22 protein-coding genes and 2 pseudogenes are annotated in these 25597 nt (G+C 39.0%); 22 read left to right on the top strand and 2 right to left on the bottom strand.

Going from position 1 to position 25597, the window contains the following annotated elements:
* The first annotated feature begins 291 nt into the window (after positions 1-291).
* The 7 genes from gtfA to OC530_RS07340 all read left to right on the top strand — a co-directional run bounded on the left by gtfA (position 292) and on the right by OC530_RS07340 (position 10248).
* Positions 292-1734, top strand: coding sequence for a sucrose phosphorylase (gtfA, locus tag OC530_RS07370; RefSeq protein WP_262080925.1), 1443 nt, complete (start codon positions 292-294; stop codon positions 1732-1734).
* 136 nt (positions 1735-1870) lie between these two features.
* A complete protein-coding gene (locus OC530_RS07365; protein ID WP_262080923.1) occupies positions 1871-3064 on the top strand; it encodes an O-antigen ligase in 1194 nt (397 codons plus the stop codon).
* 693 nt (positions 3065-3757) lie between these two features.
* Positions 3758-5746 (top strand): peptide ABC transporter substrate-binding protein, encoded by a 1989-nt coding sequence (locus OC530_RS07360; protein ID WP_262080921.1) that lies wholly within the window; start codon positions 3758-3760, stop codon positions 5744-5746.
* A gap of 66 nt (positions 5747-5812) precedes the next feature.
* Positions 5813-7309: an ABC transporter permease gene (locus OC530_RS07355; RefSeq protein WP_112443790.1), complete on the top strand. Its 1497-nt coding sequence runs from the start codon at positions 5813-5815 to the stop codon at positions 7307-7309.
* A complete protein-coding gene (gene oppC, locus OC530_RS07350) occupies positions 7309-8235 on the top strand; it encodes an oligopeptide ABC transporter permease OppC (RefSeq protein WP_000103703.1) in 927 nt (308 codons plus the stop codon). The genes OC530_RS07355 and oppC overlap by 1 nt, the downstream gene beginning before the upstream one ends.
* A gap of 8 nt (positions 8236-8243) precedes the next feature.
* Positions 8244-9311 (top strand): ABC transporter ATP-binding protein, encoded by a 1068-nt coding sequence (locus OC530_RS07345; protein WP_262080917.1) that lies wholly within the window; start codon positions 8244-8246, stop codon positions 9309-9311.
* Between the two features lie 10 nt (positions 9312-9321).
* Entirely contained in the window at positions 9322-10248 is a 927-nt protein-coding gene (locus OC530_RS07340; RefSeq protein ID WP_173233264.1) for an ATP-binding cassette domain-containing protein, read from the top strand.
* 413 nt (positions 10249-10661) lie between these two features.
* Here the strand turns inward: OC530_RS07340 and OC530_RS07335 are convergent, their stop codons facing one another.
* Both OC530_RS07335 and OC530_RS07330 read right to left on the bottom strand, forming a co-directional pair.
* Positions 10662-11312, bottom strand: coding sequence for a LysR family transcriptional regulator (locus tag OC530_RS07335; RefSeq protein WP_262080915.1), 651 nt, complete (start codon positions 11310-11312; stop codon positions 10662-10664).
* Positions 11313-11439: 127 nt separating this feature from the next.
* The gene (locus OC530_RS07330; protein ID WP_164226984.1) at positions 11440-11790 is read right to left on the bottom strand and encodes a helix-turn-helix domain-containing protein; all 351 of its coding nucleotides are present in this window, start codon (positions 11788-11790) and stop codon (positions 11440-11442) included.
* A 358-nt stretch (positions 11791-12148) separates the two neighbouring features.
* On the opposite strand from OC530_RS07330, the gene OC530_RS07325 reads away from it, so the two are divergent.
* From OC530_RS07325 to OC530_RS07255, 15 genes and pseudogenes are all read left to right on the top strand, one after another.
* Entirely contained in the window at positions 12149-13774 is a 1626-nt protein-coding gene (locus OC530_RS07325) for a malolactic enzyme (RefSeq protein WP_173219688.1), read from the top strand.
* 76 nt (positions 13775-13850) lie between these two features.
* The gene (locus tag OC530_RS07320; protein WP_173219685.1) at positions 13851-14798 is read left to right on the top strand and encodes an AEC family transporter; all 948 of its coding nucleotides are present in this window, start codon (positions 13851-13853) and stop codon (positions 14796-14798) included.
* A 12-nt stretch (positions 14799-14810) separates the two neighbouring features.
* Entirely contained in the window at positions 14811-17345 is a 2535-nt protein-coding gene (mprF, locus tag OC530_RS07315) for a bifunctional lysylphosphatidylglycerol flippase/synthetase MprF (protein WP_173233262.1), read from the top strand.
* Positions 17346-17448: 103 nt separating this feature from the next.
* Positions 17449-17568, top strand: a pseudogene (locus OC530_RS07310) (IS630 family transposase); the annotation flags it as partial.
* 391 nt (positions 17569-17959) lie between these two features.
* Positions 17960-18937: an ABC transporter substrate-binding protein gene (locus OC530_RS07305; protein ID WP_173219682.1), complete on the top strand. Its 978-nt coding sequence runs from the start codon at positions 17960-17962 to the stop codon at positions 18935-18937.
* 11 nt (positions 18938-18948) lie between these two features.
* Positions 18949-19842 (top strand): ABC transporter permease subunit, encoded by an 894-nt coding sequence (locus OC530_RS07300; RefSeq protein ID WP_173219679.1) that lies wholly within the window; start codon positions 18949-18951, stop codon positions 19840-19842.
* Positions 19843-19854: 12 nt separating this feature from the next.
* Positions 19855-20658: an ABC transporter ATP-binding protein gene (locus tag OC530_RS07295; RefSeq protein ID WP_000157661.1), complete on the top strand. Its 804-nt coding sequence runs from the start codon at positions 19855-19857 to the stop codon at positions 20656-20658.
* Between the two features lie 20 nt (positions 20659-20678).
* Positions 20679-20828: pseudogene (locus tag OC530_RS07290) on the top strand (alpha,alpha-phosphotrehalase); the annotation flags it as partial.
* A 140-nt stretch (positions 20829-20968) separates the two neighbouring features.
* Positions 20969-21217 (top strand): YneF family protein, encoded by a 249-nt coding sequence (locus OC530_RS07285; RefSeq protein WP_000364990.1) that lies wholly within the window; start codon positions 20969-20971, stop codon positions 21215-21217.
* Positions 21218-21415: 198 nt separating this feature from the next.
* Positions 21416-22210, top strand: coding sequence for a glutamate racemase (racE, locus tag OC530_RS07280; RefSeq protein ID WP_173274771.1), 795 nt, complete (start codon positions 21416-21418; stop codon positions 22208-22210).
* On the top strand, positions 22168-23178 hold the full coding sequence (locus tag OC530_RS07275) for a nucleoside-triphosphate diphosphatase (RefSeq protein ID WP_398599822.1): 1011 nt from the start codon (positions 22168-22170) through the stop codon (positions 23176-23178). Before racE ends, OC530_RS07275 begins: the two co-directional genes overlap by 43 nt.
* On the top strand, positions 23154-23675 hold the full coding sequence (locus OC530_RS07270) for a metallophosphoesterase (protein ID WP_164226033.1): 522 nt from the start codon (positions 23154-23156) through the stop codon (positions 23673-23675). The genes OC530_RS07275 and OC530_RS07270 overlap by 25 nt, the downstream gene beginning before the upstream one ends.
* Entirely contained in the window at positions 23672-24133 is a 462-nt protein-coding gene (cbpB, locus tag OC530_RS07265; protein ID WP_004260968.1) for a cyclic-di-AMP-binding protein CbpB, read from the top strand. The genes OC530_RS07270 and cbpB overlap by 4 nt, the downstream gene beginning before the upstream one ends.
* Positions 24130-24864 carry a site-specific tyrosine recombinase XerD gene (gene xerD / locus OC530_RS07260; RefSeq protein WP_316043873.1) on the top strand — a complete coding sequence of 245 codons (735 nt, stop codon included), beginning with the start codon at positions 24130-24132 and terminating at the stop codon, positions 24862-24864. The genes cbpB and xerD overlap by 4 nt, the downstream gene beginning before the upstream one ends.
* Positions 24864-25592, top strand: coding sequence for a segregation/condensation protein A (locus OC530_RS07255; protein ID WP_173219670.1), 729 nt, complete (start codon positions 24864-24866; stop codon positions 25590-25592). Before xerD ends, OC530_RS07255 begins: the two co-directional genes overlap by 1 nt.
* The last annotated feature ends 5 nt before the right edge of the window (positions 25593-25597 follow it).

The following is a 25597-nucleotide window of genomic DNA, read 5'->3' as shown; positions in this document are numbered from 1 at the left end:
ACACAGAGGAAGGGTTCAGCTTGTTGATAATTCTATGTAGAAAACAAGAAAGTAGTACTTAGTTTATCACAGTCTATATTAGTACGAGTTTGATGATAAACAGAGATTTAATACTCAATGAAAATCAAAGAGCAAACTAGGAAGCTAGTCACAGGTTGCTCAAACCACTGTTTTGAGGTTGCAGATAGAGCTGATGTGGTTTGAAGAGATTTTCGAAGAGTATAACATGAATTTGATTTACGAAGCCAAGTCATACGAGACTTGGCTTCAATTAGAAAAAGGAGAGTAATGATGCCGATTCAGAATAAAACCATGTTGATTACCTATTCAGATAGTCTTGGAAATAATCTTAAAGACTTATATGAGAATTTGGAAGAGCATTTTGGAGATGCTATTGGGGGAGTTCACCTTCTACCATTTTTCCCATCAACAGGTGATCGTGGATTTGCGCCAGTTGACTACGACGAAGTGGACTCAGCTTTTGGTGATTGGGAGGATGTTAAGCGTTTAGGTGAGAAATATTATCTTATGTTTGACTTTATGATTAACCATATTTCTCGTCAATCTAAGTATTATAAGGACTATCAAGAAAAACATGAAGCCAGTGAATTTAAAGATCTCTTTTTAAACTGGGATAAGTTTTGGCCAGAAAACCGTCCAACACAGTCTGATGTAGATTTAATTTACAAGCGTAAGGATCGTGCACCAAAGCAAGAGATTGTTTTTGCAGACGGTTCAGTAGAATATTTGTGGAATACCTTTGGTGAGGAGCAGATTGATCTTGATGTGACCAAAGAAGTAACGATGGAATTTATCCGTAAGACGATTCAGCACTTGGCAAGTAATGGGTGTGATTTGATTCGCTTAGATGCCTTTGCTTATGCAGTGAAGAAATTGGATACTAATGATTTCTTTGTAGAACCAGATATTTGGGATTTATTGGACAAAGTTCGAGACATCGCTGCTGAGTATGGGACAGAGCTCTTACCTGAGATTCATGAACATTATTCGATTCAGTTTAAAATAGCGGATCACGATTACTATGTTTATGATTTTGCTCTTCCAATGGTGACACTTTATACTCTTTACAGTTCCAGAACAGAGCGTTTGGCTAAGTGGTTAAAGATGAGCCCAATGAAGCAATTTACGACGCTAGACACCCATGATGGGATTGGAGTGGTGGATGTCAAGGATATCCTGACTGACGAGGAAATCGACTATGCTTCAAATGAGCTCTATAAGGTTGGAGCTAATGTCAAACGTAAGTACTCTAGTGCAGAGTATAACAATTTAGATATCTACCAAATCAATTCAACTTACTATTCTGCGCTTGGAGATGATGATGTCAAGTATTTTCTCGCTCGTCTAATTCAAGCTTTTGCCCCAGGTATTCCTAAAGTTTACTATGTTGGTCTATTAGCAGGCAAGAATGACTTGAAATTGTTAGAAGAAACTAAAGAAGGTCGAAATATTAATCGTCATTACTATAGCAATGAGGAAATAGCAGAAGAAGTCCAACGTCCTGTAGTGAAGGCCCTTCTCAATCTATTTTCTTTCCGTAACCGTTCAGAAGCCTTTGAACTAGAAGGAACTATTGACGTTGAAACACCAACAGCTCACAGCATTGTAATCAAACGTCAAAATAAAGATAAGTCCGTAACAGCAGTAGCAGAAATTGATTTGCAAAATCAGACTTATCGGGTAATTGAGAATGGAGTTGAAGTAACATTTTGAAGCCTTGATATGGTTGATAAAATAGTTTTTTATTTTAGTAAACGTTTCCTTTGTTTTCAAATTGTTAAAAAAGTGGTACAATATAGGATAGCTTACTATTATCTGAATCAGCTGATTTGGAGAGAAAGGATTCATTTTGAAATCAATAGGCTTTATTGAAAAGCTAAAAGGGTTGTCTAGTAAAGAGCTGATTTTATTGGGAATTATCTTGAGTATCTTTTTACCCTTTTATCTTTTTGTAGTTGTATTCTGTTTATATATTATTAGTTTGATTTTTACAGGAGACATAAAAAGTATTCTTCAGAAAATGGGGGAGCATCCGATGCTGCTTCTTTTTCTTGGCTATAGTACTGTTATATCCATTCTTGCACAAAATTGGATGGGTCTTGTGGCTTCAGTAGGAATGTTTCTATTTACTGTTTTCTTTTTGCACTATCAGTCGATTTTATCACATAAATTCTTTCGATTGATTTTGCAGCTCGTCTTGTTTGGTAGCGTCTTGTCAGCTGCTTTTGCAAGTTTAGAACATTTCCAAATTGTGAAGAAATTCAACTATGCTTTTCTTTCACCCAATATGCAGGTATGGCATCAGAATCGTGCAGAAGTAACCTTCTTTAATCCTAATTATTATGGAATTATTTGTTGTTTCTGTATCATGATTGCCTTCTATCTGTTTACAACGACCAAGTTGAATTGGTTGAAAGTATTCTGTGTGATTGCAGGCTTTGTGAATCTCTTTGGATTGAACTTTACTCAAAATCGAACGGCCTTTCCTGCTATTATTGCTGGAGCCATTATCTATCTCTTTACGACCATTAAAAACTGGAAGGCCTTTTGGCTTAGTATTGGGGTCTTTGCAATCGGCTTGAGTTTCCTTTTTTCTAGTGATTTGGGAGTTCGAATGGGTACTTTAGACTCTTCTATGGAAGAACGCATTTCTATCTGGGATGCTGGGATGGCCTTGTTTAAGCAAAATCCTTTTTGGGGTGAAGGGCCATTGACCTATATGCACTCTTATCCTCGGATACATGCTCCTTATCATGAACATGCTCACAGTCTTTATATTGATACGATTCTGAGTTACGGAATTGTGGGGACCATTTTATTAGTTTTGTCTTCTGTTGCTCCTGTTCGCTTGATGATGGATATGAGTCAGGAGTCAGGGAAACGTCCGATTATCGGCCTTTATCTGTCTTTCCTTACAGTGGTTGCTGTACACGGAATCTTTGACCTGGCTCTCTTCTGGATTCAGTCAGGCTTTATTTTCTTGCTAGTTATGTGCAGTATTCCATTGGAACATCGAACCTTGGTATCGGACATGACGGATTAAGTATATAAGATTAAAATCTTCTACCTTGGGTGGGAGATTTTTTATATACACTGGGCATGTCGTGTATCTGAGGTGTAAGTCTTCTGTAGGGATCCACTACCGGTGAATACAATAGCTCTCCCCAAGCCTGACTATCGTGAGGTAGTGGATTAAAATGGTCTGGGGATAGATCGTTTTAAGTCTGACGCAGGAAATAAGAATTGTCAGAGGAAGGGATAGCGAAATCGTGGCACTACTAACAGGAACGTGATAGCAAGGCGTATATAGTGGATAAGGTAGCGAGAAATTTTAAAGTATAAAAGATAGTCTTAATCTATATGTGTAAATCACGAAAGTAATTGAATTCGGAATAAGGTTGGTGTGAAAAAGATATAGTAAACGGAATCTTGAATACTAGAATGATACTTCTACAATATTATTATAATTTAATTTGAATTCCAAAATCACATTGTTCAGTCTGTATTTCATTTTACTATAGGTCTTCCTAAGCTTCAAAGTTTCTGCGTCAAATTTCCTATTTTCGCTGTAGCCTTTGATACTTCGAACGACAATTTGAATCATATATTCAGAAAAAATGAAAAATTTGTGTTAATAAGCCTAAATATTCTGAAAATTCGTTTATTTTTCTTGAAACATCTTAAAATCTATGGTATAATTGATAATAACCTATACTTTATTACGAGGAGTGAAGAAATGAAAAAAAGTCAAGTGCTTGCTGTAGCGGGGGCTACCTTATTAGCGTCAGGAGTTCTAGCTGCGTGTTCAAACACTAGTTCAAATAATGCTAAACTAGCAAAAGATTACCAATATGTTTATCAAACAGATCCAGAAACCTTGGATTATATCGTTAGCAATATTGATTCAACATCTTTCGTCACAACAAATGCTGTAGATGGTTTGTTGGCTAATGATAAATATGGTAACCTAGTTCCTTCTATTGCTGAATCATGGACAGTTTCAAAAGATGGTTTGACTTATACCTATAAAATCCGTAAGGATGCTAAATGGGTGACAGCAGAGGGAGAAGAGTACGCTCCTGTCACTGCTAAAGACTTCGTTACTGGTTTGAAACATGCGGTAGATGGAAAATCAAAAGGACTTTCAATCGTTAGCTCTTCTATTAAAGGATTAGAAGCCTATATCAAGGGTGAAACAAGCGACTTTTCAACCGTTGGAGTAAAAGCGCTTGATGATCAAACACTAGAATATACCTTGAACCAGCCAGAAACTTTCTGGAATGACAAGACAACTAGTGGTGTTTTGATGCCGGTTAATGAAGAATTCTTAACTTCAAAAGGGGAAGGTTTTGGTGCTCCAACCGATGCTAACTCTATTCTTTATAACGGTCCATTTGTCTTAAAATCTGTAACTCCAAAATCATCTATCGAGATGGCTAAAAATGATGCTTACTGGGACAAAGAAAATGTAAAAATTGAGAACGTTAAGTTCACTTTCTGGGATGGTAAGGACCAAGATGTGATTGCTAAAGGTTTTGCTGATGGTCAATATAGCAAGGCGCGTATCTTCCCTACAAGTTCTACATATGAAAAATATGCAGCTGACTTCAAAGATAACATTTACTTTAATGAACCAGGAGCGGGAGTTGCAACTGTCAGCTTGAACTATGGCCGTACAACTTATAACCACACTGCTAAGACAAGTGATGCCCAAAAGACATCTACTAAGAAAGCCTTGTTAAACAAGGAATTCCGTCAAGCCTTGAACTTTGCGGTAGATCGCAATTCTTACTCAGCTCAAACAAATGGTACTGATGGAGCTGCAGTAGCCATCCGTAATACGTTTGCACCTTATAATCTTCAAGTTGGTAAGAAAACATTTGGTGAATTGGTACAAGATAGCTTAGCTAAGACAAATTCTTCTATTTGGTCAAACGTGTCTCTAGCAGATTCTCAAAATGGACTTTACAATGAAGAAAAGGCTAAAGAAGTCTTTGCTAAAGCAAAATCAAGCCTACAAGCTGAAGGTGTTGAATTCCCAATCCACTTGGATGCCTTGGTTATCCAAGAATCAACAGCGGTTGTAAACCGTGTGCAATCATTGAAGCAATCAATTGAAAAAGTATTGGGTTCAGATAATGTTGTTGTAGATTTGCAACAAATGACTCAAGCAGAAGCTTTACCAATTTCATTTAGTGCTCCAACAGCTAAAGAGCAAGACTGGGATATCCATACATTGTCAGGATGGAACCCTGACTATCAAGATCCGTCTACTTTCTTGGATCAGTTTGTCATCAAGGGAGGAAACACTCGCCTTTACCTTGGTATTGACCAAAACACGGATGCATCAGTAGTAAGTAAACTTGGTTTGGCTGACTATGGAAAATTACTTGATGACGCAAACAGCGAAAATCAAGATGTTCAAAAACGTTATGAAAAATACGCAGTAGCACAAGCTTGGTTGACTGATAATGCTTTGACAATTCCAGTAATGGCTTCTCCTAAAGAAACAGCCGTTTCATTTGTTTCAAAGGTTCTACCATTTAGCTCTTCATATTCTGTAGCCGGCCTTAAAGGTGAAAATGCAGGATACTTGAAGTATACTGAAGTTGGTGAAAAAGCAATCACCAAAGAAGAGTATGAAAAAGCTCGTGAAAAATGGTTGAAAGAAAAGGCTGAGTCAAACGAGAAAGCACAAAAAGAATTGGCAAGTCATGTGAAGTAAATAATTTCTAATAGAACTTTCTCTCCATGAGGAGAAGGTTCTTTTGGGATTTTTAAAGGAAATAATATGAAAAAATATATTTTTATGCGTGTTTTGCGGTCATTGGTTTCGATTTTCTTAGTAACGACTTTGACCTACACGATTATCTATACCTTGGTTCCTCGAAAATTGATTTTCAAGCAGGACCCTAACTATAATAAAATCGCAACAACGGCTGATAAACGTGATAACTATGAAAATACTGTGTTTGAGCGTATGGGCTACATTGAGTATTACGATACTAAGGAGTTGCAAGAAAAGGCAAGTAGCATGGATTCTTCTGTAACAGTAGAGGCAAATGCGACTAATAAAGCTATTTATGAAAAGTACATCAATCAATTAGGTCATGGTTGGACTTTGGGAGAATTTACTGAAAGTGGTCAATTTTATGCTACTCGTGAAATCCCCATTTTTGAACGTGTTTTTCACTTCTATGCTAACTTGATTGACATTGACCATACAAATAAAATTCAAGACCCTGAAAATCCAGACTTGAAACGTTACCTTCGTTTCGAAAATGATCCAGCTATCGGATGGTCATTGGTCGGTTCGGGTACTAAACATAAATATCTCTTGTACTTCAACAGTCAGTTCCCATTTGTGCATCAAAATTTTGTGAATATCAATTTAGGTGACTCTTATCCAACCTATGCTAATACACCAGTTCTTCAGGTTATTACTCAAGGTCAAGGACAAACCAAAACTGCTCAAGTTCAGTTCCCAACAGGTAAGAAAACGTCTTCTGTAAATATTTACTCAAGAACCTACAAGTCACCTAGTCAGGCTGACTCTCGTGAAGTAGCTAGCTATGGGAAAGATGATCCTTATACAGCGACTGAAAGTAATTATCAATATCCATCTATGATTGTCAGCTCTGCTATTGCTGGTTTGATTGGTTTGGTGATTTCTTATGCGATTGCCGTGCCACTTGGTTCAGCCATGGCTCGTTTCAAGAACACTTGGATTGATAGCTTCTCAACAGGGGCTTTGACCTTCTTGATGGCACTTCCAACAATCGCCCTTGTTTATATTGTTCGATTGCTTGGTTCCTCAATTGGTTTACCAGATTCATTCCCTATCTTAGGGGCTGGAGATTGGCGTTCGTACGTTTTACCAGCAGTAATCCTTGGTTTGTTGGGTGCTCCTGGTACAGCTATTTGGATTCGTCGTTACATGATTGACTTGCAATCACAAGACTTTGTTCGTTTCGCTCGTGCAAAAGGTTTGTCTGAAAAAGAAATTTCAAACAAACACATCTTTAAAAATGCCATGGTTCCGCTGGTTTCAGGAATTCCTGGTGCCGTTATTGGGGTTATCGGTGGTGCAACCCTTACTGAAACAGTCTTCGCCTTCCCAGGTATGGGTAAAATGTTGATTGACTCTGTAAAAGCATCCAATAACTCTATGGTCGTTGGTCTTGTCTTCATTTTTACATGTATTTCTATCTTCTCCCTTCTTTTAGGAGATATTTGGATGACCATTATTGACCCACGTATTAAATTGACTGAGAAAGGAGGCAAATAATGTCTACAATCGATAAAGAAAAATTTCAGTTTGTAAAACGTGACGATTTTGCCTCTGAAACCATTGATGCGCCAGCATATTCTTACTGGAAATCAGTGTTTAGACAATTTATGAAGAAAAAATCAACTGTAGTCATGTTGGGAATCTTGGTAGCCATCATTTTGATGAGTTTCATCTACCCAATGTTTTCTAAGTTTGATTTCAATGATGTCAGCAAGGTAAACGACTTTAGTGCTCGTTATATCAAGCCAAATGCGGAGCATTGGTTCGGTACAGACAGTAACGGTAAATCGCTCTTTGACGGTGTCTGGTTCGGAGCGCGTAACTCTATCCTCATTTCTGTGATTGCGACAGTGATTAACTTGGTTATCGGTGTTTTTGTCGGTGGTATTTGGGGAATTTCAAAATCAGTTGACCGCGTGATGATGGAAGTTTATAATGTCATCTCAAACATCCCATCTCTTTTGATTGTCATTGTCTTGACTTACTCAATCGGAGCTGGATTCTGGAATTTGATTTTTGCCATGAGTGTAACAACATGGATTGGAATTGCCTTCATGATTCGTGTGCAAATCTTGCGTTATCGTGACTTGGAATACAACTTGGCGTCACGTACTTTGGGAACACCAACCTTGAAGATTGTTGCCAAAAACATTATGCCACAATTGGTATCTGTTATTGTGACAACCATGACTCAAATGCTTCCAAGCTTTATCTCATACGAAGCCTTCTTGTCTTTCTTCGGTCTTGGATTACCGATTACAGTGCCAAGTTTGGGTCGTTTGATTTCGGATTATTCACAAAACGTAACAACCAATGCTTACTTGTTCTGGATTCCATTGACAACTCTTGTCTTGGTATCCTTGTCCCTTTTCGTAGTTGGTCAAAACTTAGCGGATGCTAGTGATCCACGTACACATAGATAGGAGTAGAAATGACAAAAGAAAAAAATGTAATTTTGACTGCTCGCGATATTGTCGTGGAATTTGACGTTCGTGACAAAGTATTGACAGCCATTCGCGGCGTTTCCCTTGAACTAGTTGAAGGAGAAGTGTTGGCCTTGGTAGGTGAGTCAGGATCAGGGAAATCTGTTTTGACAAAGACCTTCACAGGTATGCTTGAAGAAAATGGTCGCATTGCTCAAGGAAGCATTGACTACCGTGGTCAGGATTTGACAGCCTTGTCTTCTCACAAGGATTGGGAACAAATTCGTGGTGCTAAGATTGCGACTATCTTCCAAGATCCAATGACTAGTTTGGACCCAATTAAAACAATTGGTAGTCAGATTACAGAAGTTATTGTAAAACACCAAGGAAAAACAGCTAAAGAAGCGAAAGAATTAGCGATTGACTACATGAATAAGGTTGGGATTCCAGATGCAGATAGACGTTTTGATGAATACCCATTCCAATATTCTGGAGGAATGCGTCAACGTATCGTTATTGCGATTGCCCTTGCCTGCCGACCTGATGTCTTGATTTGTGATGAGCCAACGACTGCCTTGGATGTGACTATCCAAGCACAGATTATTGATTTGCTAAAATCTTTACAAAACGAGTACCATTTCACAACAATCTTTATAACTCACGACCTTGGTGTGGTAGCAAGTATTGCGGATAAGGTAGCGGTTATGTATGCAGGAGAAATTGTTGAGTATGGAACTGTTGAGGAAGTCTTCTATGACCCTCGCCATCCATATACATGGAGTCTCTTGTCTAGCTTGCCTCAGCTTGCTGATGATAAAGGAGATCTTTACTCAATCCCAGGAACACCTCCGTCACTTTATACTGATCTGAAAGGGGATGCCTTTGCCTTGCGTTCTGACTATGCAATGCAGATTGACTTCGAACAAAAAGCTCCTCAATTCTCAGTATCAGAGACACATTGGGCTAAAACTTGGCTTCTTCATGAGGATGCTTCAAAAGTAGAAAAACCAGCTGTGATTGCAAATCTCCACGATAAAATCCGTGAAAAAATGGGATTTGCCCATCTGGAAGACTAGGAGGAAGGAAATGTTTGAAAAATTAGTAGAAATCAAAGATTTAGAAATTTCCTTCGGTGAAGGAAGTAAGAAGTTTGTCGCGGTTAAAAATGCTAACTTCTTTATCAACAAGGGAGAAACGTTCTCGCTTGTTGGTGAGTCAGGTAGTGGGAAAACAACTATTGGTCGTGCGATAATCGGTCTCAATGATACAAGTAATGGTGATATTATTTTTGAGGGTCAAAAGATTAATGGTAAGAAATCGCGTGAACAAGCTGCAGAATTGATTCGTCGTATCCAGATGATTTTCCAAGACCCTGCCGCAAGTTTGAATGAACGTGCGACTGTTGATTATATTATTTCTGAAGGTCTTTACAATCATCATCTGTTCAAAGATGACGAAGAACGTAAAGAGAAAGTTAAAAATATTATCCGTGAAGTGGGGCTTCTTGCTGAGCACTTGACTCGTTACCCTCATGAGTTCTCAGGTGGTCAACGTCAACGTATCGGTATTGCCCGTGCCTTGGTCATGCAACCAGACTTTGTTATTGCGGATGAGCCAATTTCAGCCTTGGACGTTTCTGTTCGTGCCCAAGTCTTGAACTTGCTCAAAAAATTCCAAAAAGAACTTGGTTTGACCTATCTCTTTATCGCCCATGACTTGTCGGTTGTGCGCTTTATTTCAGATCGTATCGCAGTTATTTACAAGGGTGTTATTGTAGAGGTTGCAGAGACAGAAGAATTGTTTAACAATCCAATTCATCCATATACTCAAGCCTTGCTTTCAGCGGTACCAATCCCAGATCCAATCTTGGAACGTAAGAAGGTCTTGAAGGTTTACGACCCAAGTCAACACGACTATGAGACTGATAAGCCATCTATGGTAGAAATCCGTCCAGGTCACTATGTTTGGGCTAACCAAGCCGAATTGGCGCGTTACCAACAAGGGTTAAACTAATATTGGTTTTATAATTTCCATGCCAACTTTTATGGAAATTATAAACCTTTTTTGTTGGACTGATTTGAAAAACTTTGGAAGCGTTTTGAAAGAATTTTCGAAAGAAATAGAATTCTTAGAAAATCATTGAATTATAGTGAGATGAAATAAAATCTGAACAACTTTATTAGGAAAGTCAAATTCATTTCTAGAAAAGTTTTAGAAGTCGCGGCGTATTACTCTAGTTTCAATCTACTATAGTCTAATACTCTTCGAAAATCTCTTCAAACCACGTCAGCTCTATCTGCCACCTCAAAACAGTGTTTTGAGCAACCTGAGGTTAGCTTCCTAGTTTGCTTTTTGATTTTCATTGAGTCTAATATCTACAATGTAAAAAACTCTAGCTATCAGTTCATTGATAGTTAGAGTTTTTTCTATTCATATGATTTAAGGAGATTAAATAAGGCTTCTACTTCTGATGACGGTGTAGCTGATTTAAGGTAAGCGTAATAAACTGTAAAAGTTATCTTATCCTTCGGTATAAGAGGAATTTTTATTAAATCATCATCTTCATCAGAAAGTGCGATATCAGCCAGTAAACTAAGGCCGATCCCTTTCTTTAAAAGTTCTTTAAGGATGGCAATGTCATCAGTCTTAAAGAATATTTCTGCCTTGTTTTGATACTTTTGATTAAGCATTTCAAAAGCTTTCAGGTGAACAAAGTGTTCATCTAAGAGTATAAAGGATTGATCTGCTAATTCTTCAGCAGCAAAGAGATACTGAATGATAATAGGAGGGAATCCTACAGTAGAGTATTGTGCCAAGGAGCGATTAATTTCTTTGCGAGTAGAAATGACCTCAGGTAAAATCAGTTCTGTATGCTTTAGAAGGATTTGTCCTTGAGGAGTTAGCTTGAAGGAACGATGCGAGGGGTCATGGTGAATCAATTTGCAGTTAAAGGATTCCTCTAAGCGCTTGATAGCATAAGAAATAGATGGTTGGCTGACTTTATGTTGTTTTGCTACTTCCGTATAGGATTGAAGCTGGCAGAGGTCATAAAAATATTGTAGATCTTTTAAATTCATATGGGCTCACTTTCATTAGTTGGAGAAGGAAAATAAGTGGAAAACAGCAGATAAATAATTTTTATCCGTATCCTACAATTTGACTATACGAGTATTCACCAGTTAAAATGTAAGTGAGTCAGGAATCTCAAAGATTATCTAAGATACTCTCAAAAATGACCAACATCTTTTCTCGTTTATCAATAGGGAGCTGTTTAATCTTCATGTTGATTCTTTTGAGTGAAAGATTGCCACTCTTATCAGAGGTTGATTCAAGGCTATCAAAATTGAAAAATTCCTCTGGGGTCATTTCTAGGGCGTCAATCACTTTTTCAAGACTGTGAATGGTCAGATTCACATTTTGGTTTTCAAGTTGATTGATATATTTAAGCCCGAGTCCTGCTTGTTCCGAAAGTTCTTCCTGGCTCATTTTATTCTGTGTTCGAAAATATTTCACTTTTTGGGAAATATATTGTTGTAAATAGTTTTTAGTTGTCATATAAATAGAATACAAGTTTTATATGACAAAAAAACACCTTAAAAAATACAAAGTACTACATAGCGAACTTATATGATATTTATTTTAATTAGGATTGTCAATTTGTATGATTGGTTTATTTTACTCGAAACTTTTAGTAAAGAGTGATCATCGAGAGTTTGATGAGTTCAGAAATTTATAAAATATAACAACTTAAAGTATTATCAATAATAGTGTTTTAAGTATAAAAGAGCCTATTAGAAATTGTTCTCGTAGACTCATTATAACATATGCGTATACAATTGTATTATTTAAACAACAACGTTTCATGAACAATTCGTTTCATGTGGTATAATATAAGTAAAAAGGAGGTTGCACTATGACTGCACATGATATTTTAAACAATCCTTTCCTCAATAAAGGTACTGCCTTTACCTTAGAGGAGCGAAAGGAACTAGGCCTTATTGGTTTACTGCCACCGTATGTTCAAACGATTGAAGAACAAGCGGCGCAAACTTATGCACAAATGCAAACAAAAGCCAATGATCTGGAAAAACGTCTTTTCCTAATGGAAATTTTTAATACCAACAGGACTCTTTTTTATTACCTCTTTTCTCAACATTTGGAAGAATTCAATCCAATTGTATATGATCCAACCATTGCAGATACCATTGAAGGCTATAGTGATCTTTTTGTAGATCCCCAATATGCGGGATATCTTGATATCAATCATCCTGAAAATATTGAAGCCACTTTGAAAAACGCTGCCGGGGGTCGCGAGATTCGTCTCATTGTTGTAACAGATGCAGAAGGAATCCTTGGAATTGGCGACTGGGGAACAAATGGTGTCGATATTTCTGTTGGGAAATTGATGGTCTATACGGCTGCTGCTGGAATCGATCCTTCAATGGTCCTTCCTTTAGTCATTGATGCAGGGACTAACCGTGAAGAACTTCGTAACAATCCTAATTACTTAGGAAATCGTCACGAACGGGTCCGCGGAGATCGTTACTACGACTTCATTGACCAATTTGTTCAAACAGCAGAACGTCTCTTTCCTAAACTTTACCTTCACTGGGAAGATTTTGGTCGCTTGAATGCTGCCAATATTCTTGAAAAATACCGGAAACAAATTCCGACCTTTAATGATGATATTCAAGGTACGGGAATCGTTACCTTGGGTGGTATCTTTGGTTCGCTGGATATTAGTGGTGAAAAATTAACAGATCAAGTTTATCTCTGCTATGGTGGTGGTACTGCGGGTGCAGGAATTGCCTCTCGTGTTCTTCGTGAAATGGTAAGTGAAGGTCTTTCTGAAGAAGAAGCCTATAAACGTTTCTTTATGGTTGATAAACAAGGTCTTCTCTTTGATGACATGGATGACTTGACACCAGAGCAAAAACCATTTGCTAAGAAACGTGCTGATTTTAGTAACGCAGATAAGTTGACTGACCTGCTTGAAGTAGTGAAGACTGTGAAGCCAACTATTCTTGTAGGAACTTCAACTCAGCCTAATACCTTCACTAAAGAAATAGTAGAAGCTATGTGTGAAAACACAGAACGTCCAATGATTTTCCCTTTGTCAAATCCAACTAAATTGGCAGAAGCTAGTGCCAAAGATTTGATTGAATGGTCAGATGGCAAAGCTTTTGTCGCAACAGGAATTCCTGCTGATACGGTTTCTTATAAAGGTGTAGACTATGTGATTGGTCAAGCAAACAATGCCCTGATTTACCCAGGTCTTGGTCTAGGTATGCTGGCTTCTGAAGCAAGTCTTTTGACTGATGAAATGATTGGAGCAGCGGCGCATTCATTAAGTGGTATTGTCAATCCAGGCCAGCCAGGAACTCCTGTCTTGCCGCCATTCAAGTATGTAGCAGATGTTTCTATTAAAGTAGCAGAAGCAGTCGCTGAAAAAGCACAAGAGCAAGATCTTGCACGCGCTAAGGAAACAGATATGGCCAAAGCAGTTCGTGATTTGAAGTGGTATCCAGAGTATAAATAATTCATTTCTGCTGCTATCCTTCTATAGTGGCAGATTTGTATGGGCTGTGGACTTAAGTAATTTAGAAAGGACACCTATGTCACTCTTTTTAACTTCGATTACGAGTATCATTCCGATTATTGCTATTATTGTTTTGGGGTATATTCTTCAGGTGAGGGGATGGTTTGGGGATGCCTTTGGACCTAACCTGTCTCGTTTAATCATGAATGTAGCCTTGCCAGCGTCAATCTTTGTGTCGGTGATGAAATACCTAACGCTAGATAAACTAATCAGTCTTTCTGGAGGACTCTTTTATACTTTTGTAGCATTTAAATTGGGCTATATCGTAGCTTATATTGCAGTTAGGCTTTTCAAGGTTCGTCCAGGACGGCGAGGGACCATGATTAATACCTTTGTGAATGCCAATACTATTTTTATCGGTCTACCATTAAACGTTGCTCTTTTTGGTAATCAGGCTCTTCCATATTTCTTAATTTACTATATCACCAACACGATTTCTACCTGGACATTAGGCGTGTATGTGATGACGAGCGATAGTAAATCGGGTCAAAGCAAGAAGAAAACTAAATTTGACTGGAAGAAATTGCTTCCAGCTCCGCTTGTAGGTTTTCTTGTCGCTCTACTATTTTTGATTCTCCGAATCTCCATTCCAGATTTCGCAACGAATACCTTAACTTATGTAGGAAATATCGTCACTCCCTTATCTCTGATTTATATTGGTATCGTTCTTGCAAAGGCAGGCTTGAATACTATTACTTTTGATAAGGATACAATTGTCACTTTAGTTGGACGCTTTATCCTAGCTCCTCTGATTATGCTTCTTGTATTGAAGTTCTCTGCACCAAATATGGCGACAGTAGAATTTAAGACCTTTATGATTCAGTCCGCTACACCAGCTCTAGCTGTTCTCCCAATCCTTGCTAATCAGGGAAAAGGAGACGTGGAATTCTCTACGAATGTGGTGACTCTAAGTACGGTTCTATTTATCGTTGTTATTCCAATATTACAAACTTTATTAGGATAAGAGGATGAGCTTGTGAGAACAATTTTGAATTGCATGAAAAAATGGCAGACACTCATCAAGATTACCTTATTTTTATCTATTGTTAGTCTCGTTATTGTAGAGATAATCAGACTTTTTAAGACAATTTCGTTTGATAAGGTTGGAGCAATCTTGGGGGAACTCTCTCCAATAAAACTGATTTGTTTAGTTTTCTTTGGTTCTATGGCTGTTGCGCCAATGATGCTCTATGATAGAATCCTAAATAAAGAACTTAATCAGAAACAAAAATTATCTTACTTACTAGAAACAAGTTGGACTATAAATAGCTTGAATAATATGATTGGCTTTGCCGGTTTGGTGGATGTTGGTTTACGCTATTCTTTCTATGGAGATGAAGAACGCTCTGAAAAAAGTATGCAAGGAATTTCTCGTGTCATCCCTTATTTTATGAGTGGTTTCTCACTGTTTGCACTGATAAGTTTAATTTTCACAATTATATTTCCTATTTCAATGGGGATTAAACAATATTGGCCAGCTCTTTTGGGAGCTTGTCTCTATCTTCCAATTATTTTATTTGTTTCAAATAGAAAAAAATGGGTCTATTTTGGTCAATTGAGTGGAAGGACAATTTTATCTTTAGTGCTAACTTCTGCCCTTGATTGGGCTAGTGTATTAAGTTTTTTCCTTTTGGTTGGGTATGTTTTAGGCTACAATTTACCAATTTATGATGTAATCCCCCTCTTTATGATTGCTATTACAATTGGCATTATATCGATGATTCCTGGTAGCCTAGGTAGTTTCGATTTAATTATGGTATCTGGTTTAGTTGCCCTTGGTATTGATAAAGATCAGGCGCTAAGTTGGTTACTAGTATTTCGTTTATTCTATTATATTCTTCCTTTCTGTTTAGGAGTTGTTTTATTCTTTAAAAATATGGGTGGCCGACTTAATGAGAAATATTTGGGAATTCCCCAAAAGGTTATTGAATCACTATCCACTATAGTATTGGTTTGGGGGTTGCGACTTTTTGCTTTCTTCCTCGTGGTGTCAGCTATAGTTCCTCAAGAATTAGGACATCTTCCTTTGTTTAAAGAACTTTCACCTAGCACTGGACAGTTTGTTTTTCAACTTCCTAGTATCATTCTCGGCGTTCACTTCTTCCTTCTTGCAAGACTAGTTAAACGACGTTTAAAATTTACATTACCATTAGCTACTGTACTAGGTCTAGTAAGCCTTGTTTATTTGAATATTGGTAGTTTTTCATTAGCAAGTAGTTTTTTTCTAATCATTATTTTGTCTATCATATGGTGGATTAGAAATACATTTGTTCGCAGTCATTATATTTATGCTTGGGAAGATTGTTGTAAGGATATATCGTATATTGGTGGAAGTTTCTTCTTGACCCTTGTTTTGTTAGGACATTTGAACCCTCATCATGTATTTGAAGTTAAACATCTTCCTCATTTGATTACACACTGGATTCATCTTTTTGGCTCGTCTCTGATATTGGTGATTTCGTATGTTTTGGTACTCCGTGAGAGTAATCAAACCAAAGAGAATTTTGGAGAAGTTTTCGATAAGCAACGTTATCAAGACTTTATTGCAACAATACCAAATATAAATTTAGATGCTGCCCTGGCTTATTTAGATGACAAATACCTTTATTGGTACCAAGAGGATGGTCAAGACAAGGTTGTTTTCCAATTTGCAATTGAAAATAATAAATGTGTCGTTATGTCGGATCCACTGGCACAGTCAGGATACTTAGAAAAAGGCTTATCGAAGTTTTTAGAGGATGCGGAGGACACAAATGTCTCTGTTATTTTCTACGAAATTAATCAAGAAACCACCCTATTACTTCATGAATATGGGTACGACTTTATGAAATTTGGGGAGACTGCTCAGGTATTACTCGATAGATTTACAACCGAAGGAAAACAAGGAAAGAAATTTAGAACAGTTGTTAATCGATTAGAAAGCAAGGGGTATCAATTCCAAGTATTACAACCACCTTTTGATAAGAAGTTGCTTAACACCCTTAAAGAAATATCGTATAATTGGCTAGATGGTCGTCAAGAAAAAGGGTTTTCACTTGGATTTTTTGATGAGAAGTACATTCAATTAGCACCAATAGCCCTTGTAAGGGATAAGGAAGATAAGGTTCAGGCTTTTGTTACCTTTTTAGCTTGTAATGGTCCTGAAGAAGCTAGCATCGATTTGATGCGCTACCACTTAAGGACAGTACCCAATGGTATTATGGATTATCTCTTTGTGAAATTATTACTTCATTTTAAAGAAGAAGGAGTTAGTTTATTTGAATTAGGTATGGCGCCGTTGTCAAATGTAGGAACTGAGAAACATAGCTTTCTACAAGAAAAAGTAGCCTATCTCATCTATGCCTTCACTAATCGATTCTATTCATTTAGTGGTCTTAGACAGTATAAACAAAAGTTTAATCCTATTTGGACACCTAGATATGTTGCCTATCCTCGGGATACTTGGCTTATTTTGGATATGTTAGCAATCTACAGAGTTGATAACCGAAAAGTAAAGAGATTGTCGTATTGACTATTGGTTTTAAACAGTATAAAATAACTGTCGATTTTTTGTTCGACTGCTAAGAGTCAGTTTAATACTATACTAAAATCAAAACGCATTATATAATAGTGATATGAAATCAACCAAAGAAGAAATACAAGCCATCAAAACACTTTTAAAAGGCTCTAGTACAACTAAATACCATAAAAGTCTTCAAATCTTTCTATTTTGTCTAATGGGCAAATCTTTGAAATTATCCTAAAAGAATTGAAAGCTCCTTGAAAGAATTTTCAAAAAATTTTAAAAAATTCTGAAATATTCTTGACAGCTAATGAAAAAGGTGGTAAGATAGGAAACATCAAAAAAGAAAGCAGAAAAAGAAATGAATAAAAGACAAGCTGTAACGATGAATCAAAACATTTACTTTAGCTACTTTAGATAGTGTTTGTAGACATGTCACCATGGATGCAAACAGTTCAAGCAATTTGTTTGTATCTATGTGGCTAAGATTTTTGATTGTGGTCCATATAGATGAATATCTAAATGGACTAGCTAAGTTGTAACTTGTTAGATTATTTCAAGCATCCGTTTAGATAGTATCTAGGCGGTTTTTTGTTTTATCTTTTCTGAGAAGGAGTTTCATTATGAAAGTTGTTCGAAAATTACTAGCACCCCTCTTGGTAGTGGGAATTCTCTTGACTTCTCTGATCAGTTTGCATCAGTTGAAGGCAGATAAGAAAAAAGATGTGTTTCGTATCGGTATTTCGCAATTTATTACCCACCAGTCTCTAGATGCTACTAGAGAAGGCTTTGTAGATGAACTGGCTAAACAAGGCTATGTTAAGGGGGAAAATATTGAGATTGATTTGCAAAATGCACAGGGAGAACAACGAAATCTAAAAACGATTTCCCAGCAACTAGCAGAATCTAGTGATGTCGTTCTAGCTATCGCAACGCCTTCTGCTCAGAGCTTGGCCAATACAACACAAGCGACACCTGTTATCTTTTCAGCGGTAACAGATCCTGTCAGTGCCAAGTTGGTTAAGTCAAGAGAGCATCCTGGGAGCAATGTAACTGGGACAAGCGATCAGTCATCAGATGCCATTTCAACCCAAATCAATTTGATAAGGAAAGTGTTGCCAAAAGCTAAAACAATTGGAATCCTCTATACTCAGAGCGAGCCAAACTCAGTTGTCCAAAAGGATGAAGCTAAGCGTCTTCTGGAAGAAAAAGGATTTACCGTTGTTGAAAAAACAATCTTGGACAGTAATAACGTCAAGGCTGCGGCAGAGAGCTTGATGACAGAGGTGGATATGGTTTTTGTACCAACGGACAATATCATTTCATCAACCATGGAAACAGTTAAGCAGGTTTCTATTAAACACAAGGTTCCAGTATTTGGTGGTTCAACAGAAATGATTGCTGTGGGTGGCTTGTATAACTACGGAACCAATTATGAAGAATTGGGAAGACAGACAGCAAGAATGCTGGTTCGTGTCTTAAAAGGTGAGAAGCCAGAAAATATAGCAGTTGAGTTGCCTGAAAAGCTGGAATTGCATACCAATCAAGAAATGGCAGATGCATTGGGAATTGATATTAGTAAGTTAGAAGGCAAGGAATAAGGAGGTTTGAGATGAATTTTGTATTATCTAGTTTATCAGAAGGTTTGTTGTGGTCGATTATGGCGATTGGGGTCTACTTGACTTTCCGTATTTTGGATATTGCGGATATGACTGCTGAGGGAGCCTTTCCACTGGGGGCGGCTGTCGTCGTATCTCAGATACAGGCAGGGACAAATCCTTGGATTGCGACCGTACTTGCTTTGTTTGCAGGTATGGTAGCAGGTCTAGTATCAGGAATGCTCCATACCAAGATGAAAATCCCAGCACTCTTGACAGGGATTGTGACCTTGACAGGGCTTTATTCGATCAATATTAAAATTATGGGCAGTGTACCCAATCTTTCCTTGGGAGATTCTTCAACTGTCTTTAAACAGTTGGCGAGCTTAGGACTGACAACTGAAGAAGCTGTTTTCACGCTCAGCTTGGTTTGTCTCTTACTTGTTTGTTTGGTCTTGACTCTTTTGATGAAAACGGAGATTGGATTAGTCTTGCGTTCGACTGGGGACAATATTCCGATGAGTGAGGCAAATGGGGTTAATGTAGACACCATGAAGATTGTTGGTTACATGATTTCAAACGGCTTGATTGCCTTATGTGGTTCCTTGTTTGCCCAAAATGATGGATTTTCAGATGTGACTTCTGGGACAGGAACCATCGTTGTTGGTTTGAGTGCAGTTATTATTGCGGAAGTTTTGATACACGATTTGACCATTGGAGGCCGCTTGTTATCCATCGGAATCGGTGCTATTGTTTACCGTTTGATTATTTTAAATATCTATGAAATTCCAAATCTAGATCAAAATTTGGTACGTCTCTTTAATGCAATTTTGTTAGCCTTGGTTTTATTTGCACCAGAATTACAAAAGAGATTAAAGATTCGTGGTCTGAAATTGAGAAATGAATAGGAGGAGAAAGTTATGGCAAGTTTGTTAACACTTGAAAATATTCACAAAACCTTTGAAGCAGGGACGGTCAATGAGAACCATGTCCTCAAAGGATTAGATTTAGAAGTTGAAGAGGGAGATTTTATCTCTGTGATTGGTGGAAATGGAGCAGGAAAATCCACTTTGATGAATATCTTGGCTGGCAATCTATCGGTGGACGAAGGGGACCTTTTATTGGCAGGGAAATCCATTAAAAATCTGAGTGTAAGAAAGAGAGCCAAGGATATCGCCCGTGTTTTTCAAGATCCTAAGATGGGAACAGCCTCTCGTTTGACGATTGAGGAGAATATGGCTATTGCCTTGAGACGTGGACAAAAAAGAGGACTTGGCTGGGGCGTGAAGGAGAAGGACAGAATCCAGTTCCAAGAGGCCTTGAAGGAGTTGAATATTGGTCTTGAAAACCGCTTGAAAGTGGATACTCAATACCTCTCAGGAGGACAAAGACAGGCCTTGACCCTAGTCATGGCAGCTCTGGTGAAACCCAAACTTTTGCTTTTGGATGAACATACTGCGGCACTTGACCCGAAAACGAGTCAAATGGTGATGGATTTGACGCAAAAGATTGTGGAACACCATCAGTTGACGACTTTGATGATTACCCACGATATGAACCATGCGATTGAGTATGGTAATCGTCTCATTATGCTCTATCAAGGCAAGATAGTGGTAGATGTCAAAGGAGAAGAGAAAAAGCATCTGACAGTTGAAGATCTCATGCATCTTTTCCAGAAAAATAGTGGCCAAAGTCTGGTCAGTGATGAATTAGTTTTGGGATAAAGAAAAAGGCTGAGATGTGGCTCAATAATTTTTATGCCACAGAAGTGGAAATCGATTTACCAGTAGCCTACCAAAATGGACAGATTTTGCTTTCAAACTATGAAGATGCAGAAGTGTCTGAAAAAATTCTACTCAAACCGTATCAAACGCTGGCTATCTATGTAAATTAAACTCAGCAAGGAACCCTCTTTCGCAGAAAAGCAGGGTTTTTTTGCTGTCTATTCCATCTATGAAAGCGTAAAACAAACTAGTCAGGGTGGCTAGTTTGTGGTATAATGAAAGAGACTCAAAAAGAAACAGGAGAAAAATGATGGATTTACTTTTAGCAATTGTATTGATTGTGCTAGCTTTTCTAGGAGGAGCTCTTGGAGGAATGTACTTGGTTCGTAAGCAAATAGAAAAAGAATTTGCTGACAACCCACGTTTGAATGCTGAAGCAGTTCGTACTCTTTTGAGTGCAAATGGTCAAAAACCAAGCGAAGCTAAGGTACAACAAGTTTACCACCAAATCATTCGCCAACAAAAAGCAGCCCTTGCCAACAATAAAAAGAAAAAATAAATAAGGAAAAGTCTGGGATGAAAGTTCCAGACTTCTCACTATGTTGGTTATGTTTAGGGATGAGACTTTTTCCTTGCATTCTATTGATATTTGATTATGATTAAGAGAGATAGTTATTGATTAGACTGTCATTCAGTTCATAAGGATAAATAATCATAATGAACTATCAATCAGAAAAAAGACTAGAAAGAAGACTGTATGGATAATCGACCAATTGGTTTTTTGGATTCGGGTGTCGGGGGCTTGACCGTTGTGCGCGAGCTCATGCGCCAGCTTCCCCATGAAGAAATCGTCTATATTGGAGATTCGGCACGGGCGCCCTATGGTCCCCGTCCTGCTGAGCAAATTCGTGAATATACTTGGCAGTTGGTCAACTTTCTCTTGACCAAGGATGTCAAGATGATTGTCATTGCTTGTAACACTGCGACTGCGGTCGTCTGGGAAGAAATCAAGGCTCAACTAGATATTCCTGTCTTGGGTGTGATTTTGCCAGGAGCTTCAGCAGCCATCAAGTCCAGCCAAGGTGGGAAAATCGGAGTGATTGGAACACCCATGACGGTCCAATCTGGCATTTATCGCCAGAAAATCCATGATCTGGATCCGGACTTACAGGTGGAGAGCTTGGCCTGTCCCAAGTTTGCTCCCTTGGTGGAGTCTGGTGCCCTGTCAACCAGTGTCACCAAGAAAGTGGTCTATGAAACCCTGCGTCCCTTGGTTGGCAAGGTGGATAGCCTGATTTTGGGTTGTACCCATTATCCACTGCTCAGACCTATTATTCAAAATGTCATGGGGCCCAAGGTTCAGCTCATCGATAGTGGAGCAGAGTGTGTACGGGACATCTCAGTCCTACTCAATTATTTTGAAATCAATCGTGGTCGCGATGCCGGACCACTCCATCACCGTTTTTACACAACAGCCAGTAGCCAAAGTTTTGCACAAATTGGTGAAGAATGGCTGGAAAAAGAGATTCATGTGGAGCATGTAGAATTATGACAAATAAAATTTATGAATATAAGGATGAACAGGACTGGTATGTCGGGTCCTATGGTATTTTTGGTGGCGTCCGGACGTTGACGGATGATGACTTGGATTTTCCTCTATTGGAGTTTGCCCAAAGATTTCGAGATGAGGATCGAGGTTTTCCTGTTTCTGTTACTGTTTTACGCTATGGTTCTCTCTACCGTTTATTGTCTTTTGTGGTAGATATCCTCAACCAAGAAATGGGACGAAATGTGGAAGTCATTCAACGTCAGGGGGTTTTTCTCTTAGTTGAAAATGGGCAACTCCTGCATGTAGAATTGCCTAAAGAAGGTGTTGATGTAGAAGCATTCTTTGAGACAAACAAGGTCAGAGAAACCTTATTGATTGCGACTCGTAACGAGGGCAAGACCAAGGAATTCCGAGCTATCTTTGACAAGCTAGGCTACGATGTGGAAAATCTTAATGATTATCCAGACTTGCCTGAAGTAGCAGAAACAGGTATGACCTTTGAAGAAAATGCCCGCCTCAAGGCAGAAACCATTTCCCAATTAACGGGCAAGATGGTTCTGGCAGATGACTCAGGTCTCAAAGTCGATGTCCTTGGTGGCTTGCCAGGTGTCTGGTCAGCTCGTTTCGCAGGAGTGGGAGCTACTGACCGTGAAAACAATGCTAAACTCTTGCACGAATTGGCCATGGTCTTTGAACTCAAGGACCGCTCGGCTCAATTCCATACAACCCTAGTCGTAGCCAGTCCCAACAAGGAAAGTTTGGTTGTTGAAGCAGACTGGCCAGGCTACATTAACTTTGAACCTAAGGGTGAAAATGGCTTCGGCTATGACCCTCTCTTCCTTGTAGGAGAGACAGGCAAGTCCTCAGCTGAATTAACCCTTGAAGAAAAAAATAGTCAATCTCACCGTGCCTTAGCCGTTAAGAAACTTTTGGAGGTATTTCCATCATGGCAAAGCAAACCATCATTGTAATGAGCGATTCCCATGGCGATAGCTTGATTGTGGAAGAAATCCGTGATCGTTATGTGGGCAAAGTTGACGCCGTTTTTCATAACGGCGATTCTGAACTGCGTCCAGATTCTCCCCTTTGGGAAGGCATACGCGTTGTTAAAGGGAACATGGACTTCTACGCCGGCTACCCAGAACGTTTGGTGACTGAGCTTGGTTCGACCAAGATTATCCAAACCCATGGTCACTTGTTTGACATCAATTTCAACTTTCAAAAGTTGGACTACTGGGCTCAGGAAGAAGAGGCCGATATCTGCCTTTATGGTCACTTGCATGTGCCAAGCGCTTGGATGGAAGGCAAGACCCTCTTTCTAAATCCAGGTTCCATCAGTCAACCACGTGGGACCATCAGAGAGTGTCTCTATGCTCGTGTGGAGATTGATGACAGTTATTTTAAAGTGGACTTTTTGACACGAGTCCATGAGGTGTATCCGGGCTTGTCCAAGGAGTTTAGCCGATGATTGCCAAGGAGTTTGAGACTTTCTTGTTGGGGCAGGAGGAAACTTTTTTGACCCCTGCTGAAAATCTAGCCGTGTTGATTGATACTCACAATGCGGATCATGCAACCCTCTTGCTCAGTCAGATGACCTATACCCGTGTTCCCGTTGTGACAGATGAAAAACAGTTTGTTGGGACGATTGGGCTCAGAGATATTATGGCTTATCAGATGGAGCATGATTTGAGTCAAGAAATCATGGCAGATACGGATATCGTTCATATGACGAGAACGGACGTAGCGGTCGTCTCGCCTGATTTTACCATTACGGAGGTCTTGCACAAGCTGGTAGATGAGTCCTTCTTGCCGGTTGTGGATGCGTCTGGTATTTTCCAAGGAATTATCACGCGCAAGTCTATCCTCAAGGCAGTCAATGCCCTCTTGCATGACTTTAGTAAGGAATATGAGATTCGATGCAAATAAAAGACAGGATTTCAGACTTTTTAGAGGAAAAGCAGGGTCTGTCTGCCAATTCCAAGCAGTCCTATAGGTATGATTTGGAGCAATTTTTAGACATTGTAGGCGAGCGGATTTCTGAGACCAGTCTCAAGATTTACCAAGCCCAGCTAGTCAATCTAAAAATCAGCGCTCAGAAGCGAAAGACTTCGACCTGTAACCAATTTCTCTACTTTCTCTATCAAAAAGGAGAAGTGGATAGCTTTTACCGCTTGGAATTAGCTAAACAAGCTGAAAAGAAGACCGAAAAGCCAGAACTGTTAGACTTAGACTCTTTTTGGCAGGAAAGCGACTATCCAGAGGGCCGCTTACTGGCTCTCCTGATTTTGGAAATGGGGCTCTTGCCCAGTGAGATTTTAGCCATCAAGGTTGCAGATATCAATCTGGATTTTCAGGTGTTGCGAATCAAGAAGGCTTCCCAACAGAGGATTGTCACCATTCCCACGACCTTGCTTTCAGAATTAGAACCCTTGATGGGGCAGACTTATCTCTTTGAAAGGGGAGGGAAAGCCTATTCTCGTCAGTGGGCCTTTCGTCAGCTAGAATCCTTTGTCAAGGAGAAAGGTTTTCCGGCCTTATCAGCCCAAGCCTTGCGGGAACAGTTCATTCTACGACAAATAGAAAACAAGGTCGATTTGTACGAAATTGCAAAAAAATTAGGATTAAAAACAGTCCTGACTTTAGAAAAATATAGATAATGGATATTAAACTAAAAGATTTTGAAGGGCCTCTGGACTTGCTCTTGCACCTGGTTTCTAAGTACCAGATGGATATCTACGATGTGCCTATCACAGAAGTCATCGAACAGTATCTAGCCTATGTCTCAACCCTGCAGGCCATGCGTCTGGAAGTGACGGGGGAGTACATGGTCATGGCCAGTCAGCTCATGCTGATCAAGAGTCGCAAACTACTTCCAAAGGTAGCAGAAGTGACAGACTTGGAGGATGACCTAGAGCAGGATCTTCTCTCTCAAATCGAAGAATACCGCAAATTCAAGCTCTTAGGGGAGCGCTTGGAAGCCAAGCACCAAGAACGGGCCCAGTACTATTCCAAAGCACCGACAGAGTTGATTTACGAAGATGCGGAGCTTGTGCATGACAAGACGACCATTGACCTCTTTTTGGCTTTTTCAAATATCCTAGCCAAGAAAAAAGAGGAGTTTACTCAGAACCACACGACCATCTTGCGGGATGAGTATAAGATTGAGGACATGATGATTATCGTGAAAGAGTCCTTGACTGGACGAGACCAGTTGCGCTTGCAGGATTTGTTTAAGGAAGCCCAGAATCTCCAAGAGGTCATTACCCTCTTTTTGGCAACCCTAGAGTTAATCAAAACCCAGGAGCTGATCCTCGTGCAAGAGGAAAGTTTCGGAGATATTTATCTCATGGAAAAGAAGGAAGAAAGTCAAGTGGCCCAAAGCTAGACTTG

Origin of the sequence: Streptococcus sp. Marseille-Q5619 (assembly GCF_946901205.1) — a bacterium.
Classification (GTDB): Bacteria; Bacillota; Bacilli; order Lactobacillales; family Streptococcaceae; genus Streptococcus.
Note: the sequence above shows the minus strand (reverse complement) of the source record. Positions and strands in the feature narration are given on the sequence as shown.

Coding starts and splice junctions, on each gene's coding strand:
- gtfA (WP_262080925.1), top strand. CDS start 292: ATGCCGATTCAGAATAAAACCATGTTGATTACCTATTCAGATAGTCTT.
- OC530_RS07360 (WP_262080921.1), top strand. CDS start 3,758: ATGAAAAAAAGTCAAGTGCTTGCTGTAGCGGGGGCTACCTTATTAGCG.
- OC530_RS07355 (WP_112443790.1), top strand. CDS start 5,813: ATGAAAAAATATATTTTTATGCGTGTTTTGCGGTCATTGGTTTCGATT.
- oppC (WP_000103703.1), top strand. CDS start 7,309: ATGTCTACAATCGATAAAGAAAAATTTCAGTTTGTAAAACGTGACGAT.
- OC530_RS07345 (WP_262080917.1), top strand. CDS start 8,244: ATGACAAAAGAAAAAAATGTAATTTTGACTGCTCGCGATATTGTCGTG.
- OC530_RS07340 (WP_173233264.1), top strand. CDS start 9,322: ATGTTTGAAAAATTAGTAGAAATCAAAGATTTAGAAATTTCCTTCGGT.
- OC530_RS07335 (WP_262080915.1), bottom strand. CDS start 11,312: ATGAATTTAAAAGATCTACAATATTTTTATGACCTCTGCCAGCTTCAA.
- OC530_RS07330 (WP_164226984.1), bottom strand. CDS start 11,790: ATGACAACTAAAAACTATTTACAACAATATATTTCCCAAAAAGTGAAA.
- OC530_RS07325 (WP_173219688.1), top strand. CDS start 12,149: ATGACTGCACATGATATTTTAAACAATCCTTTCCTCAATAAAGGTACT.
- OC530_RS07320 (WP_173219685.1), top strand. CDS start 13,851: ATGTCACTCTTTTTAACTTCGATTACGAGTATCATTCCGATTATTGCT.
- OC530_RS07305 (WP_173219682.1), top strand. CDS start 17,960: ATGAAAGTTGTTCGAAAATTACTAGCACCCCTCTTGGTAGTGGGAATT.
- OC530_RS07300 (WP_173219679.1), top strand. CDS start 18,949: ATGAATTTTGTATTATCTAGTTTATCAGAAGGTTTGTTGTGGTCGATT.
- OC530_RS07295 (WP_000157661.1), top strand. CDS start 19,855: ATGGCAAGTTTGTTAACACTTGAAAATATTCACAAAACCTTTGAAGCA.
- OC530_RS07285 (WP_000364990.1), top strand. CDS start 20,969: ATGGATTTACTTTTAGCAATTGTATTGATTGTGCTAGCTTTTCTAGGA.
- racE (WP_173274771.1), top strand. CDS start 21,416: ATGGATAATCGACCAATTGGTTTTTTGGATTCGGGTGTCGGGGGCTTG.
- OC530_RS07275 (WP_398599822.1), top strand. CDS start 22,168: ATGGCTGGAAAAAGAGATTCATGTGGAGCATGTAGAATTATGACAAAT.
- OC530_RS07270 (WP_164226033.1), top strand. CDS start 23,154: ATGGCAAAGCAAACCATCATTGTAATGAGCGATTCCCATGGCGATAGC.
- cbpB (WP_004260968.1), top strand. CDS start 23,672: ATGATTGCCAAGGAGTTTGAGACTTTCTTGTTGGGGCAGGAGGAAACT.
- OC530_RS07255 (WP_173219670.1), top strand. CDS start 24,864: ATGGATATTAAACTAAAAGATTTTGAAGGGCCTCTGGACTTGCTCTTG.